The organism is Pseudomonas sp. KB-10, assembly GCF_018221585.1.
Classification (GTDB): Bacteria; Pseudomonadota; Gammaproteobacteria; order Pseudomonadales; family Pseudomonadaceae; genus Aquipseudomonas; species Aquipseudomonas yangonensis.
The window spans coordinates 196948-210806 of the sequence record NZ_QYYB01000007.1 but is presented as its reverse complement, the minus strand read 5'-3'; the positions used below and the strand labels follow the sequence as shown (position 1 = coordinate 210806).

The window sequence follows — 13859 nt, the reverse complement described above, 5'->3', positions numbered from 1 at the left end:
GCAAACAATGTGGCTCCCTGACCTGTCCAGCAGCGCTTTGCCCACCTACCTCGCCCTGGTGGAGGCCATCGCCGCTGCCATCGGCCGCGGTGAACTCAAGCCCGGCGAACGCCTGCCGCCGCAGCGACGCCTGGCCTGGACGCTGGGCATCAACCCGAGCACGGTGATGCTCGCCTACCGCGAGGCGGCGCGTCGGCATCTGGTCTCCGGCGAGGTCGGCCGCGGTACCTACGTGCTGGCCGGCAGCCGCGAGGCGAGCCTGTTCCGCCTCAAGCAACCGGCCACGCAGGGCGAGCTGATCGACCTGTCGACCAACGTGCCGGTGCACGATCCGGACAACCGCGACCTGTCCGCCAGCCTTGCCGCACTGGCTGCACAGGGCGAATTGGATGGGCTGCAGGCCTATCCCTCGGCAGCGCTGGTCGAGCGCGCGCATCTGGCCGGCGCCACCTGGCTGCGCCGCCGCGGCCTGGAACTGGCGCCGAACGGCCTGCTGCTCTGCGCTGGCGCCCAGCAGGGCGTCTCCGCAGCGTTGCTGGCGCTGTGCGAGGCCGGCGAGCCGATTCTGGTGGAGCGCTTCACCGCGCCGGGGATCAAGGCCGCCGCGCGCCAGCTGCGCCTGCCGCTGCATGGCGTGGCGATGGACGAACGCGGCATCTTGCCCGATGACCTCGACCGCCAGGCGCGTGCCACCGGCGCTCGCGTGGTGGTGCTTACCCCCTGCCTGCAGAACCCCACCGGCGCCAGCCTGGACGCCGAGCGCCGCGCTGCCATTGCGGCGGTGGCGCGCCAACGCGGCCTGTGGATCGTCGAGGATGACGTTTACGGGGTGCTCGGCAGCGCGGCGCCGCTGGCGGTGCAGGTACCGGAGCGCTGCCTGCTGATCAGCAGCCTGTCGAAGAGCGTCGCACCCGGCTTGCGCCTGGGCTTTATCGCCGGCGCACCCGAGCTGCTCGAACGTATCGACCCCGAAGCCCAGGCCACCCGCTGGGCGGTGACGCCGCTGAGCCTGGCGCTGGCCTGCGAATGGGTCGAAAGCGGCGTTGCCGAACGGCGTCTGGCCTGGCAGATCGGAGAATTGCAACAGCGCTGGCGCCTGGCTGCGCGAGTGCTCGGGCCGCGCATGCCGCAGGGCAGGGCGGTGGCGCCGCACCTGTGGCTGGATGGCGCGGCGCCTGCCGGTCTGGCCGAGGCCTGTCGGCAGCATGGCGTGGAGGTGGTACCGGCCGAGGTGTTCGCGGTGGAGGCCAACCCCGGTCAGGCGGTGCGCATCAGCCTCGCCGCGGCGGCCAGCCAGGTCGAACTCAAACGCGCACTGGAAGGGATAGTCGCAGCCTGGCCTATCGGCTGAGTGTCATATGCAGGATAGGAAAGGGCCGCCCGCCGCCATCCAGTCGTGAGCGATCGGTCACCACGAAACCCAGGTGCTGGTAGAAACCTACGGCCTGCGGATTCTGCTCGTTGACGTCGACCCGCGTGGCGCCCAGCTCGTCGATGGCGTGCTGCATCAGCCGCTTGCCCACGCCCTGGCCGTGGCAGGCCGGATCGACGAAGAGCATTTCCACCATGCCCTCGGCCGTGCCGAGAAAACCCAGGATTTGCCCCGACCCATCGCGTGCGCAGGTCAGCTGCACGGCGGGGAAATACTGCTCGCGCAGCAGCGGCTTGATTACCTGCAGGTCGCTTTCCGGCAGGAAGTGGTGGGTGGCGCGCACGGCGGCCTCCCAGATCTCCACCAGGGTGGGCAGTTCGGCAGGGCTGGGGGTGTCGAGAGTCAGCGGCATGGCGGCAGGCATCTTGGATGAAACGGGGCGCAGAGCATGCCAGCTCCGCGCCCGTGCTGTCATTTGCTGGCGTCGAGCACCACGCGGTAGCGCGCCTTGCCGTTGCGCAGATGGTCGATGGCCGCGTTCACCTGGCTCATGGGGAATTGCTCGACCTGCGGCAGAATCTGGTGGCGCGCGCAGAATTCCAGCATGGTCGCCATGGTGCTCGGCGAGCCCACCGGCGAGCCGGACAGGCTCTTCTGCTGCGGGATCAGGTTGAACACGTGCACCGGGATGGCGCTGGGCACGATGCCGACGAAGTGCAGGCGGCCCTTGCCACGCAGGGTGGCGATCAACGCCTGCCAGTCCAGATCGGCACTGGCGGTGACCAGAAGGAAATCAAGCGTGCCGGCTATCGCCTTCATCGCCACGCTGTCGGTGGAGGCCACCACCTTGTGCGCGCCCAGGCGCTTGGCTTCGTCCTGCTTGTTCAGCGACGAGGTGAAGGCGGTCACCTCGCAGCCCCAGGCGTTGAGAAAGCGCAGCGCCAGGTGGCCGAGGCCGCCGATGCCGACCACGCCGACGCGGTCGGTGGGCTTGATGTCGAATTCCAGCAGCGGGCTGAACACCGTGGAACCGGCGCAGAATAGTGGGCCGACCAGGGCCGGATCGAGCCCTTCGGGCAGCGGCACGGCCCAGGCCCAATGCGAGCGCAGGCGGTCGGCGAAGCCGCCGTGACTGCCGACGATGGTGGGTTTGACCGAACGGCACAGCTGGTGCGCGCCCTCCATGCACGAGCCGCAATGCATGCAGCTGCCCTTGTACCAGCCGATGCCGACGCGCTGGCCCAGCTTGAGGCCGCGCGCCTGCTCGCCGAGACGGACGATGGTGCCGACCACTTCATGACCGGGGATGAAAGGGTAACGCGCGTTGCCCCATTCGTTGTCGATCATCGACTGGTCGGAGTGGCAGATGCCGCAGTACTCCACCGCCACCTCCACCTCGTCGGCGCCGAGCGGGCCGGGGTCGTAGCTCAGGCGCTCCAGCGGCGCCTTGGGGGCGGTAGCGGCCCAGCCGGTAAAGGTAGCGAGTTCGGCGCTGTTGCTCATGGCTGACTCCTGTTTCTAGGGGGGTGGAATCAGCAGCTTAGTCGCCGCGGCGCGACGGGGAAGCACCATCAGTGCCGCTTATCGTGAGTTAAACTGCGCGACCCAGTTTCCACTGAAGTTTGTCGCATGTCTCGCCCTCGTTCTCCCGCCAGCCGCCGTCCCGCCGCGCCACGCCGTGTGGCCAAGGCGCCGCCCACCCAGCCGCGGCTGATCCTGCTGAACAAGCCGTTCGACGTGCTGACCCAGTTCAACGACGAGCAGGGTCGCGCCACCCTCAAGGATTTTGTCGCTGTGCCCGGCGTCTACCCGGCCGGGCGCCTGGATCGCGACAGCGAAGGCCTGTTGCTGCTGACCAACGACGGTCGCCTGCAGGCGCGTATCGCCGACCCCAAGCACAAGCTGGCGAAGACCTACTGGGTGCAGGTGGAGGGCGAGCCGAGTGAGGGTCAGCTGCAGCAGCTGCGCGATGGCGTCACGCTCAATGATGGCCCGACCCTGCCGGCCGAGGCGCGGCGCCTGGACGAGCCCGAGCTGTGGGAGCGCAACCCGCCGGTGCGCTTTCGCAAGAGCGTGCCGACCAGTTGGCTGGAGCTGGTGATCCGCGAGGGGCGCAACCGCCAGGTGCGGCGCATGACCGCCGCGGTTGGCCTGCCCACTTTGCGCCTGGTGCGCGTGGCCATTGGCCCTTGGACGCTGGAGGGTCTGCAACCCGGGCAGTGGCGTGAGATCCCGGCACAACTGCCGTAGCGGCGCACGGTCGCCTGGGGAAACACTGAAGAATCCATTTGCCGTCACTCCCGCGAAGGCGGGAATGACGACCATTGCAGTGGATCTGTCGGGCGTTTTGTCGCAGGGCCGGGCCCTGGCGAGATGACCTGAATCAATAACCGGCCTTGATCACGGCAATACCTTTGTTCAGCACTTCACGCCACGCCTGGCGCACGTCCGCGTCGCACTCCTTGTCGTGTTCGCTGATGGTCAGCAGCAAAGCGTCGAGCCACAGGTCGTAGAGTTCGGGGCGGATGTCCAGGTGCTGGCGCGAGTGCGATTCGCCAAGGGCACGCAGCTTGGTATCGGGCATCCCGCGCGCGTGCATCACCAGGTTCATGATGCCCTGACGCAGCAGCTGCTTTTGTGCGGGCATGTCGGTGTCGGCGAACTTCTCGCGGATCAGTGGTGAGCTGGCGAGGAAATGGCGGTAGAAATCGTCGAAGAACGTGTGGCTGGCGCAGCAGCGTCCATAGCTTTGCATCACCAGATTGGCGGCGCTCATGTGCAACTCCTTGAGTGGGCAGCCGGCCGCATCGAGGCGGCGGCCTGGAGACGATCAGACGTCTCGCGCGGGCTTGGCGATACTCAGCTCGCTCAACCGTGAATGCCGCGCGCGGTCTCGATGATGTAGGTGATCACCGGCTTGGCCAGGAAGGCGAACAGGCACAGGCCCAGGCCGAGGAACAGAATGGCAGTGCCCAGGCGGCCGGCCTTGGACTTCTTCGCCAAGTCCCAGATGATGAAGAACATGAACAGAATCAGGCCGCCCACCAGGACGTACATCATCAGCGCTTCGAATTGTTCGGTTTCCATGGTGCCTCATGATTCGGACGGAAAACGCAGGGCGGGAATTATACGCACCCTGGATTGGACCGCAGCATGATCCATTTCGCCCTGCGACTTTCAGTCGCGCAGGTGCTGCAACGGCAGCTGCGTGCTGGAGAGAATCTGCTGCAGTACGAAGCTCGAGCGCACGCTGGACACGCCGTCGATACGGGTCAGGGTGCCCAGTAGCAGCTTCTGGTAATGATCCATGTCCGGCACCACCACCTTGAGCTGATAGTCGGCGTCCATCCCCGTGACCAGGCAGCATTCCAGTACCTCAGGGCATTTGCGGATCTCTTCCTGGAAATGCTCGAAGCGCTCCGGCGTATGCCGGTCCATGCCGATCAGAACGTAGGCGGTCAGGCTAAGACCGAGTTTCTTGCGGTCGAGCAGGGCGACCTGGCCAGTGATGTAGCCGTCGTCTTCCAGTTGCTTGACCCGGCGCGAGCAGGGGGAGGGCGACAGGCCGATGCGTTCGGCCAGCTCCTGATTGGACAGGGCAGCGTTGCGCTGCAATTCGGCGAGGATATTCAGGTCGTAGCGATCGAGTTTGTCCATTTTCTAATCGGCTCGTTATCTAGTTGCGAATAATAGTGCTCCTTTAGCTAATAATTGCGCAATCAAACGTTTTGCAAGCAATCTTCGCAATCTTATTTCGGTGCGGCAGGCGTAAGCTTTACCTCAGTTTCACGGCCCGGACGAGAAGTCCTACCGGCCTCGCCCAACCAGGTGAGCCGGCGCCGACGGTCCTACCGGATCGCACCGGCACCCGGGTCCGCACTGCCCAACCAGGCGGGCGACGAAAGCGGCGACAACATCGCCAGCACCGGACAGATTTCCCGAGGGGGCCGCGAGGCCCCTTTTTTATTGCCCGCAGTTGCGGGTAGCAGACGGCCGTGGTCAGTGCCTGACCACTTCCTGAGGGTCGGCATGCACCAGCACCTCGGCGCGGGGGTAGCGTTCGTGGATGGCCTTTTCCACCGCTTCGCAATGCTCATGAGCTTGCGACAGACTCATTTCGCCGGGAAGCTCCAGGTGCAATTGGACGAACCAGCGTGTGCCGGAAACCCGCGTGCGCAGATCGTGTGCGCCGAGCACGCCAGGGACGGCGCACGCCAGCTCGTGCATCTGAGTGCTGACGTCGGCGGGCAGTTCTTCGTCCATCAGCACGGCCACCGCGCCGCGGACGATGCTGATGGCGCTCCAGAAGATGTAGAAGGCGATACCGATGGCGAACAGCGCATCCATCTGCTGCCAGCCAAAGCGGGTCAGCAGCAGGGCGACGAGGATGCTGCTGTTGAGCAGGATATCGGAGCGGTAGTGCAGCGAATCGGCGTGGATGGCGGTAGAGCCGGTTTCACGCACGACTTTGCGCTGGAACTGCAGCAGGGCCACGGTCAGTGCCAGCGACAGCAGCATCACCGCGACACCTATACCTTCGGCGTCCAGCGGCTGCGGCGATTGCAGGCGCTCGACGCCCTGCAGGCCGATGAGGATGGCGCTGACACCGATGAACAGCGCCTGCCCCAAACCTGCCAGCGCTTCGGCCTTGCCATGGCCGTAGCGATGATCTTCGTCGGCCGGGCGCAGAGCGAAGTGCACGGCGATCAGGTTGATCAGCGAGGCCGCGCTGTCGAGCAGCGAGTCGGTGAGGCCGGCCAGCAAGCTGACCGAGCCGCTCAGCCACCAGGCAATCGCCTTGGCCAGCACCAGGGTCAGCGCCACCGTCAGCGCTGCCCGGGTGGCCAGGCGCATCAACCTGGCGTGCTGCGGGTTTTGCATGAAGTCAGGCAGCCGGGCGCAGGCCGTAGGCAGCCAGTTGCTCGGCGCTGCCGCTGTGCTGGATCAGGCGCGGATCGTCCAGCGGCAGCTGGTGGCCGGTGCTGGTTTCGATCAGCGTTTTCAGCGCGTACTGGTCGACCTTGCCGTCTGCGCCGATCAGTTGCTTGAGCTGTTGCGGGTCGACCTGAGCGGTCTGGCCTTCCGGCAGGTAGATGGCGCCGGTGGCGAAATCCACGGCGAAGGCAATCAGGCCGGGAATCACGTAGAACAGCAGACCGATGGCGTTGGCACCGGCGATCACCGGGTCGATCCGGCCTTCGATCTGGCCCCGGCGATCCGGGTAGAAAATCGAACCGCACGCGGTCAGTTGAGCGAACAGGGTAGCGGCGACCAGGCCGGCAATAACGCGGGATTTCGTGCGCATGAGCACCTCCAGAAAAAAGTGGCGCAACTATAGCAAGGCGTTGATTGTAAAACTGCTGTGCGCTTTTTATGACTCGCGGGGCGTCTGGCAGTTCGCCGTTATAATCGCCGGCCTGTTGTGGAGATACCATGAACGACCTGCCGATCGACGCCCTGTTACCCGCCCTGTGTGATGCCCTCAGCGCCCGCCACGAAGTGGTGCTGGAGGCGCCGCCCGGTGCCGGCAAGACCACCCGCGTGCCGCTGGCATTGCTCGATGCGCCCTGGTTGCGCGGGCAGAAGATCCTCATGCTCGAACCGCGCCGGCTGGCTGCCCGCGCGGCCGCCGAGCGCCTGGCCAGCGAGCTGGGCGAGCGCGTCGGCGAGACGGTCGGCTACCGCATCCGCCTGGATAGCAAGGTGGGACCGAACACACGCATCGAGGTGGTCACCGAGGGCATCCTCGCCCGCCGCCTGCAGGATGACCCGGCGCTGGACGGCGTTGGTCTGGTGATATTTGACGAGTTCCACGAGCGCAGCCTGGATGCCGATCTGGCCCTGGCGCTGACGCTCAATGGCCGCGCCATGTTCCGTGCCGAGGATAGCGGCGAGGCGCCGCTCAAGGTGCTGCTGATGTCGGCGACCCTCGAAGGCGAGCGCCTGGCCGCCTTGCTGAGCGGCGCCCCGGTACTGCGCAGCGAAGGGCGCATGTTTCCGGTGGATATCCGCTGGGGCGCGCCGTTCCAATCGGGCGAGTGGGTCGAGCCGCGCGTATTGCAGACGGTACAGCAGGCGCTGGCCGATGAGTCCGGCAGCCTGCTGGTGTTCCTGCCGGGCCAGGCCGAGATTCGCCGCGTGGCCGAGCAACTGGGCGAGGCGCTGGCCGGTCGCGACGATATCCTGCTCTGCCCGCTGCATGGCGAGCTGGAACTGTCTGCGCAACGTGCGGCCATCGAGCCGGCGCCGGCGGGCAAGCGCAAGGTGGTGCTGGCCACCAACATCGCCGAGACCAGCCTGACCATCGACGGCGTGCGTGTGGTGGTCGATGCCGGCCTGGCGCGAGTGCCGCGCTTCGATCCGGCCAGCGGCATGACGCGCCTCGATACCCAGCGCATTTCCCGTGCTTCGGCCACCCAGCGTGCCGGCCGCGCCGGCCGCCTCGAGCCAGGCGTGTGCTACCGCTTGTGGTCACAGGCGCAGCACGAACAACTCAGCGCCTATTCCGGCGCGGAAATCCTTGCGGCCGATCTGGCCGGGCTGGCTCTGCAACTGCTGCGCTGGGGCGTCACGCCGCAGGAGCTGAGCTGGCTCGACGTGCCGCCGCCGGCTGCTTATGCCCAAGCGCTGGACTTGCTCGGCCGCCTCGGCGCGCTTGACGAGCGTGGCGCGCTCAACGCTCATGGCCAGGCCATGGCCGAGCTGCCCAGCCATCCGCGCATCGCTCATCTGCTGCTGCGTGGCCAGGCGCTGGGCCTGGGCGCTCTGGCCTGCGACTTGGCCGCGCTGCTGTCCGAGCGCGACATTTTTCGGGGGGCTGGCGCCGATCTGCACAGTCGCCTGGCCCTGCTCAGCGGCGAAACCCGCGGCACGCGCGGCGCTCAAGGCGGCGTGCAGCGCGCGCGGCAGTTGGCCAAGCAATTTCAGGGACTGCTCCGGGGCCGGCCGGCAAGCCAGGCCGTGAGCGACCCCGAGCACCCGCGCTGGCTCGGCTGTCTGCTGGCTTTCGCCTACCCCGACCGCATCGCTCAGCAGCGCCGCGCCGGTGGCGCCGACTACCGCCTGGCCAACGGTCGCGCCGCGCAGTTCGCTGAAGCCGATGCGCTGATGAAGCACGAATGGCTGGTAGTAGCAGACCTGGGCAGCCGCCAGGGCCAGCGCGAGGAGCGTATCTATCTGGCGGCCGATCTCGATCCGGCGCTGTTCGAGCGCGAACTGGCCGAGCAGGTGCAGACGCTGGAGGTGCTCGACTGGGACGAGCGCGAAGGTGTGCTGCGCGCCGAGCGTCAGCGCAAGGTGGGCGAACTGGTGCTGGAGCGTCAGGCGTTGGCCACACTGGATGAGGACACGCGCAGCCGCGCCCTGGTCGGCCTGGTGCGGCGCAAGGGCCTTGAACTGTTGCCCTGGACGCCGGAGCTGCGCCAGTGGCAGGCGCGCGTTGCGCTGCTGCGCGAGCTCGATTTGCAACAACACCGGCAAAGCGAATGGCCGGATCTATCCGATGCTGCGCTGCTGGCCAGCCTCGAGCAGTGGCTGACGCCCTTCCTGGGCAAGGTCAACCGCCTCAGCCACTTCGCCAATCTCGACCTGCCATCGATCCTGCAAACGCTGCTGCCCTGGCCGCTGCCGCAACGCCTTGACGAGCTGGCGCCGCGCACGTTGGGTGTGCCGTCCGGCTCGCGCATCGCCATCGACTACACGGAAAACCCGCCGGTGCTGGCCGTACGCCTGCAGGAACTGTTCGGCCTGGCCGCCACGCCGCGCATCGCCGGCGGCCGCCTGGGGCTCATGCTGCACCTGCTGTCACCGGCGCGCCGTCCGGTGCAGGTGACCCAGGACCTGGCCAGCTTCTGGGCCAACACCTACGCCGAGGTGAAGAAAGACCTGAAGGGCCGCTATCCCAAACATTACTGGCCCGACGACCCCTTGGTTGCCGAGCCCACGGCGCGGGCCAAGCCGAGAAAGTGAGAAACCGATGCTGACCCTGAATGTCGGGCCGATGGCCCTGGGTGTTACCCATGTGCTGCTGTTCGGCAGCCTGCTCGCGGCGACGCTGGTCGGCTGGCTGATCGGCCGTCGGCATGGTTGCAATCCAGAAGGCCAGTTGTTCCGCATGCTCATGCTCGGGCTGCTGGTGGCGCGGCTGGCCTTCGTGCTGGCGTATGCCGAGTTCTACCGTGATGCGCCGTGGCGCGCGCTGGATATTCGTGATGGCGGCTTCATCGCCTGGCCGGGTGTGCTCGCCGGGCTGGCGCTGGGTGGCTGGTATCTCTGGCGCCAGGTGGGGCTGCGGCGGCCGCTGGGTGTGGCGATGTCTGTCGGCGTGGCGCTATGGCTCGCTGGCAACTTGATGCTGCACGCGTTGGAGCAGGGCACGCGGCTGCCTGATCTTCAGGTGCAGGATATGCGGGGTAACCCGGTGAACCTGCGCGATTACGCCGGTCAGCCATTGGTGGTCAATCTTTGGGCCACCTGGTGCCCGCCGTGTCGGCGCGAGATGCCGGTGCTGATGCAGGCGCAGCAGCGCGAAACCGGGATTACCATCCTCTTCGTCAATCAGGGCGAAAGCGCCGCGCTGGTAAGTGAGTATCTCGCTGCGCAGCAACTGAGCCTGGATCACCTGCTGCTCGACGAACAGGTCAAGTTGGGGCAACTGGTGGGCTCACGCGCACTGCCCACCACGCTGTTCTACGATGCCGAGGGGCGTCAGATCGGCAGCCATCTCGGCGAGCTGTCGCACGCCAGCCTGGAGCGGGCGCTGGCCAGGTTGCGTGGCGAATGAAGGGTCAGTACAGCCACAGATCCTCGCCGGTATCCTTCAGCTGTTGATAGGCCCGATCCAGGTCATCGCGCAGGCGCTCGGCGCCTGGTGCATGGCGCGAGTAGATCATCCTCAGCGGCAGGCGTTGCACTTCGACGAAGGGCAGATCATCCATGCCTAGCTCACGCATGGCCTGTTCGACCGGCGCGCGATAGTCCAGCAAATAGTTGGCACGTCGGCGCTGGAGCATTTCCAGAGCCGAGGTGTGGCTGCGGGTGCGGTGCGCGATGATGTTACGCACCGGATCTTCCAGCCATTGATTGACGTCCTGCCAGTAGCTGTAGCCGGTGATCAGGATCACCCCGCGGTCGTGCAACTCGTCGGGAATGATGGGCGCCGGCGTGTCGAGGCGGAAATACAGGTTGAGGGTGATCTCCCCCAGTAGGTGCCGGCCTTCCAGCGTGTGGCCGGCCAACTCCGGCTTGCCGGATGCGCCGGCCCAGAGCTGGATGCTGCCGTCGAGCAGGCCGGCGTAAAGGCGGGCGCCGGGGTAGGAGCGAAAGTCGGCCTCATAGCCCGCCGCATCGAGCAGGCGCGCGGTGAGCTCCAGCCCCGAGCCGCTTGGCTGACCCTGCGCATCGGTATAGGAGTAGGGCGGAAACTCGTAGTAACCCACATGAATGCGCTGCCTGGTCTCGGCGGCGTGGGCAGCCGAGAGCCAGCACAGGGCGATGAATATCAGGCAGAAGCGTCTTGGCATTTGGCTCGCGGCTCTTCGCCGTCTTTTCATTCTTCAGTGGTGCACCGCGAGGATGGACAAGAGATGGCCGGCTTGTCCAGCCCGGCCTATTCCTCGCTGGGCAGGAAGAAGCGGCCTATGACTGGCAGGTGGTCGGAAATGGCCAGGGTATCGTGCTGGCGAACCTGACTGGCGAGCAGGGTCAGGCGCGGGCTGTAGAACAGATAGTCGAGGGTGCGATCGGGGCCGTGTGCGGCCGGGTCGTTGGGGTGGTGGGTGTACCACTGCGCCTGCTTGGTGCCGCTGGCCTGCTGCAGACTCGGGATCATCGGGTAGCGGCGAGCCAGGCCCTGCAGCTCGCTGTCGGCTGCGTACCAGCTGCGTTGGTCCTCCGGCAAATGCCGGAACTGGCCGGGCGGCAGCAGGTTGAGATCGCCGCCCAGGACCCAGGTCTTGCCCGCGCCTTGCAGTTGCTGGAGCAGGCCGTCGGTCATCTGCACCTGGCGTTGCATGGTGTTCTGACCCTGGGCGAAGGCATCGAAATGGGTGTTGATCGTCACCAGTTCTTCGCCGCCACGAATCGGTAGGTAGCTGACCAGCAGCGCGCGTTTGAGCTGGAACTGGCGGCTGAGCAGATCGGCCTCCAGCATGGGCAGTTGCAGGCGTTCGGCGCGGGCGATCTGGAAGCGGCTAAGGGTGCCCAGCTTCATGCCGACACTGCCGAGAATGCGGGGATGGGGGACGAACGCGGCCTTCCAGTAAAACGCCTGGCTGCTGCACGGATAGAGGTCGCCCAGGCGCGCCTGCAGCAGGGCCAACTGGTCCTGGTGGTCGCTGGCCTTGGCGTTGTCGTGCAGTTCCTGCAGCAGCACCAGGTCGGGCTGCTCGGCGCGCAGTACGCGCACCACTTCTTCGAGCGTCAGCGCCAGGTCCTCGCTGCTCGGGCGCTCGTCCGGACCGTCGCCGCCGGGCAGGTCGTACCAGAACACATAGCGTTTGCCGGCCAGGTACTGCACGTTCCAGGTCATCACCTTGAGCGCCTGGCCAGGCTGCAGCTGCGCTACCTGGCCGGTGCAGGTCACGACCGCGTCCTCCCGTGGCAGCGGGCGCCAGGTCAGGCTGTAGATCAGCGCGATCAGCGCCGCGAGAGAAGGCAGCGCAATCAACAGAAGCAGACGAAGCGGGCGGGGCAGCGACATGGCGAAGCGGGCGACTATGCTCAAAGCTGGCGAGGATACCCGAGCGCGCGGCATCGTCCCAGGCATGCGAGCTGCGCCTACCGCTGCCCGCTTCGCCCTGCCATGCGCCTGCAGTACCATGCCGGAAGGTTCGACAGGCCGGGCGATGGAACGGGCTTGTCGTTGACACTGGGCCGCCGGGAGTCACCCATGTATCGCAAGGTATTTGCCAACAAGGTATTCGACCGCAAGGTGGTGCTGATCACCGGCGGTTGTGCGGGGATCGGCCGGGCGCTGGCCATGCGTCTGGCGCAGGCCGGGGCGCGGCTGGTGATTCTCGATCTGCAGCAGGCAGCGCTGGACAGCCTGGTGCAGCACCTGGCCGATCACCATAACGCCGAGGCGCTGGGGCTGCTCTGCGACGTCGCCGATGCCGAGGCGGTGCAGCGCGCCGTGGCCCTGGCGGTTGAGCGTTTCGGCGGGATCGATGTATTGATCAACAATGCCGGCATCACCCACCGCAGCACGTTCGCCGAGACCAGTCTGGAGGTCTTCCAGCGGGTCATGGCGGTCAACTATTTCGGTGCGCTGCACTGCACTCAGGCGGCGCTACCCAGCCTTATCGCCCGGCGCGGGCAGATCATCGTGCTCAGTTCGCTGTCGGGTATCGCGCCCTTGCTCTACCGCAGCGCCTACAACGCCAGCAAGCATGCGTTGCATGGCCTGTTCGAAACGCTGCGCTACGAGCTCAAGGGCTCGGGGGTGAACGTGATGCTGGTGTGCCCAGGCTTCACCGCCACCGACCTGCGCAAGAACGCCCTGGTTGGTGACGGCTCGGTGGCCGCACAGGCGCCCCTGGCGATGGGTAAGGTCGCCTCGCCGCAGGATGTTGCCGAGGCCGTCTATCAGGGTGCGCTCAAACGCCGGCGCTTGCTGGTGCTGTCGAATGTCGACTGGCGCGCGCGGGTGCTGGCGCGCTTCTTCCCGAGAGTCTTCGAGCGTGTGCTGTTGCCGCGTCTGTCCGGGTTGCGGCCGCAGGGTTCGGGGCGCCACTGATGCGTCGCTGGCTACTCGTCCTGCTCATGCTGTCGCCGCTGTACCGCGCCGGCGCAGCCGAGCCTTTGCGGGTGATGACCGACCTGTGGCCACCCTTTCGCATGGAAGACGATAACGGCCAGCTGCAGGGATTGGACATCGATTTGCTCGCTGAACTGTCGCGCCGCACCGGCCTGCGCTTCGAGGTGCAGCGGGCGCCCTGGGCGCGTGGCCTGGCGGCGTTGGAACAGGGCACAGCGGACCTGATGACCGGTCTGGCCAGGACGCCCGAGCGCGAGCGCTACATTCGCTACCTGGACGCGCCTTACTACGCTTGCTCGCCGCGCTTCTATGCCAGCCCGGCGCTGGCCATGCGCTTGAACGACTACGCATCGCTACGCGGGTTGCGCATCGGCTATGTGCTGGAATCGGTTTACTTTCAGCCGTTCGACGATGACAAGTCGCTGGACAAGGTCGGCGTCAGCAGCGAACGGCAATTGCTGGAGATGTTGGTGCGCGGTCGTATCGATGTACTGGTCGGTACCGATTGTCAGGTCGACTACGCCTTGCTTGCCCCCGAACTGGCCGGGCGCATCGTCAAGGCTGCCTATCACCCCGATGCGCGCACGGCGCTCTATATCGGTTTCTCGCGCAAGCGCCTGGCGCGCCAGCCAGCACTGGCCGCTGCGCTCGCGGAGTTGTTGCGCGAGGGCTGGATTGCCAATGCCGCGCTGCGCTATCAGCCGGTGGTGGCACGCCAGTAGGCGAGCCGGG

General features: G+C 66.5%; 15 protein-coding genes. 6 read left to right on the top strand and 9 right to left on the bottom strand.

The window, feature by feature from the left end:
* Nucleotides 1–7: 7 nt before the first annotated feature.
* A complete protein-coding gene (locus tag DXK50_RS19300; RefSeq protein ID WP_212631450.1) occupies nucleotides 8–1351 on the top strand; it encodes an aminotransferase-like domain-containing protein in 1344 nt (447 codons plus the stop codon).
* On the opposite strand, the gene DXK50_RS19295 is transcribed toward DXK50_RS19300, so the two are convergent.
* Together DXK50_RS19295 and ahr are read right to left on the bottom strand one after the other, a co-directional pair.
* Entirely contained in the window at nucleotides 1341–1784 is a 444-nt protein-coding gene (locus DXK50_RS19295; RefSeq protein ID WP_212631449.1) for an acetyltransferase, read from the bottom strand. The genes DXK50_RS19300 and DXK50_RS19295 overlap by 11 nt on opposite strands.
* Nucleotides 1785–1843: 59 nt before the next feature.
* Entirely contained in the window at nucleotides 1844–2875 is a 1032-nt protein-coding gene (gene ahr, locus DXK50_RS19290) for an NADPH-dependent aldehyde reductase Ahr (protein WP_212631448.1), read from the bottom strand.
* A gap of 177 nt (nucleotides 2876–3052) precedes the next feature.
* Between ahr and DXK50_RS19285 the strand changes: the two genes are divergently transcribed.
* Complete coding sequence (locus DXK50_RS19285) at nucleotides 3053–3622, top strand: pseudouridine synthase (RefSeq protein WP_212631521.1); 570 nt, start codon at nucleotides 3053–3055, stop codon at nucleotides 3620–3622.
* Between the two features lie 133 nt (nucleotides 3623–3755).
* Here DXK50_RS19285 and DXK50_RS19280 read toward each other — a convergent pair whose 3' ends face one another.
* The 5 genes from DXK50_RS19280 to DXK50_RS19260 form a co-directional block, all read right to left on the bottom strand.
* Nucleotides 3756–4148, bottom strand: a complete 393-nt coding sequence (locus DXK50_RS19280; protein WP_161867319.1) for a globin — start codon at nucleotides 4146–4148, stop codon at nucleotides 3756–3758.
* 92 nt (nucleotides 4149–4240) lie between these two features.
* Nucleotides 4241–4459 carry a DUF2788 domain-containing protein gene (locus tag DXK50_RS19275; RefSeq protein ID WP_161867318.1) on the bottom strand — a complete coding sequence of 73 codons (219 nt, stop codon included), beginning with the start codon at nucleotides 4457–4459 and terminating at the stop codon, nucleotides 4241–4243.
* A 90-nt stretch (nucleotides 4460–4549) separates the two neighbouring features.
* Nucleotides 4550–5029 (bottom strand): Lrp/AsnC family transcriptional regulator, encoded by a 480-nt coding sequence (locus tag DXK50_RS19270; protein WP_037051675.1) that lies wholly within the window; start codon nucleotides 5027–5029, stop codon nucleotides 4550–4552.
* A 342-nt stretch (nucleotides 5030–5371) separates the two neighbouring features.
* A complete protein-coding gene (locus DXK50_RS19265) occupies nucleotides 5372–6253 on the bottom strand; it encodes a cation diffusion facilitator family transporter (protein ID WP_161867317.1) in 882 nt (293 codons plus the stop codon).
* Between the two features lie 4 nt (nucleotides 6254–6257).
* A complete protein-coding gene (locus tag DXK50_RS19260; RefSeq protein WP_161867316.1) occupies nucleotides 6258–6677 on the bottom strand; it encodes a polyribonucleotide nucleotidyltransferase in 420 nt (139 codons plus the stop codon).
* Between the two features lie 128 nt (nucleotides 6678–6805).
* On the opposite strand from DXK50_RS19260, the gene hrpB reads away from it, so the two are divergent.
* Together hrpB and DXK50_RS19250 are read left to right on the top strand one after the other, a co-directional pair.
* Entirely contained in the window at nucleotides 6806–9340 is a 2535-nt protein-coding gene (hrpB, locus tag DXK50_RS19255; protein WP_212631447.1) for an ATP-dependent helicase HrpB, read from the top strand.
* A gap of 7 nt (nucleotides 9341–9347) precedes the next feature.
* Entirely contained in the window at nucleotides 9348–10154 is an 807-nt protein-coding gene (locus DXK50_RS19250) for a TlpA disulfide reductase family protein (protein WP_212631446.1), read from the top strand.
* 4 nt (nucleotides 10155–10158) lie between these two features.
* Here DXK50_RS19250 and DXK50_RS19245 read toward each other — a convergent pair whose 3' ends face one another.
* Nucleotides 10159–10893, bottom strand: coding sequence for a substrate-binding periplasmic protein (locus DXK50_RS19245; RefSeq protein WP_212631445.1), 735 nt, complete (start codon nucleotides 10891–10893; stop codon nucleotides 10159–10161).
* Between the two features lie 86 nt (nucleotides 10894–10979).
* Nucleotides 10980–12071: an endonuclease/exonuclease/phosphatase family protein gene (locus tag DXK50_RS19240; RefSeq protein ID WP_212631444.1), complete on the bottom strand. Its 1092-nt coding sequence runs from the start codon at nucleotides 12069–12071 to the stop codon at nucleotides 10980–10982.
* A gap of 189 nt (nucleotides 12072–12260) precedes the next feature.
* Here DXK50_RS19240 and DXK50_RS19235 point away from each other — a divergent pair, with 189 nt between their 5' ends.
* Both DXK50_RS19235 and DXK50_RS19230 read left to right on the top strand, forming a co-directional pair.
* The gene (locus tag DXK50_RS19235) at nucleotides 12261–13106 is read left to right on the top strand and encodes an SDR family oxidoreductase (RefSeq protein ID WP_161867311.1); all 846 of its coding nucleotides are present in this window, start codon (nucleotides 12261–12263) and stop codon (nucleotides 13104–13106) included.
* Complete coding sequence (locus DXK50_RS19230) at nucleotides 13106–13849, top strand: substrate-binding periplasmic protein (protein WP_212631443.1); 744 nt, start codon at nucleotides 13106–13108, stop codon at nucleotides 13847–13849. The genes DXK50_RS19235 and DXK50_RS19230 overlap by 1 nt, the downstream gene beginning before the upstream one ends.
* Nucleotides 13850–13859: the final 10 nt, after the last annotated feature.

Coding starts and splice junctions, on each gene's coding strand:
- DXK50_RS19300 (WP_212631450.1), top strand. CDS start 8: ATGTGGCTCCCTGACCTGTCCAGCAGCGCTTTGCCCACCTACCTCGCC.
- DXK50_RS19295 (WP_212631449.1), bottom strand. CDS start 1,784: ATGCCGCTGACTCTCGACACCCCCAGCCCTGCCGAACTGCCCACCCTG.
- ahr (WP_212631448.1), bottom strand. CDS start 2,875: ATGAGCAACAGCGCCGAACTCGCTACCTTTACCGGCTGGGCCGCTACC.
- DXK50_RS19280 (WP_161867319.1), bottom strand. CDS start 4,148: ATGAGCGCCGCCAATCTGGTGATGCAAAGCTATGGACGCTGCTGCGCC.
- DXK50_RS19275 (WP_161867318.1), bottom strand. CDS start 4,459: ATGGAAACCGAACAATTCGAAGCGCTGATGATGTACGTCCTGGTGGGC.
- DXK50_RS19270 (WP_037051675.1), bottom strand. CDS start 5,029: ATGGACAAACTCGATCGCTACGACCTGAATATCCTCGCCGAATTGCAG.
- DXK50_RS19265 (WP_161867317.1), bottom strand. CDS start 6,253: ATGCAAAACCCGCAGCACGCCAGGTTGATGCGCCTGGCCACCCGGGCA.
- DXK50_RS19260 (WP_161867316.1), bottom strand. CDS start 6,677: ATGCGCACGAAATCCCGCGTTATTGCCGGCCTGGTCGCCGCTACCCTG.
- hrpB (WP_212631447.1), top strand. CDS start 6,806: ATGAACGACCTGCCGATCGACGCCCTGTTACCCGCCCTGTGTGATGCC.
- DXK50_RS19250 (WP_212631446.1), top strand. CDS start 9,348: ATGCTGACCCTGAATGTCGGGCCGATGGCCCTGGGTGTTACCCATGTG.
- DXK50_RS19245 (WP_212631445.1), bottom strand. CDS start 10,893: ATGCCAAGACGCTTCTGCCTGATATTCATCGCCCTGTGCTGGCTCTCG.
- DXK50_RS19240 (WP_212631444.1), bottom strand. CDS start 12,071: ATGTCGCTGCCCCGCCCGCTTCGTCTGCTTCTGTTGATTGCGCTGCCT.
- DXK50_RS19235 (WP_161867311.1), top strand. CDS start 12,261: ATGTATCGCAAGGTATTTGCCAACAAGGTATTCGACCGCAAGGTGGTG.
- DXK50_RS19230 (WP_212631443.1), top strand. CDS start 13,106: ATGCGTCGCTGGCTACTCGTCCTGCTCATGCTGTCGCCGCTGTACCGC.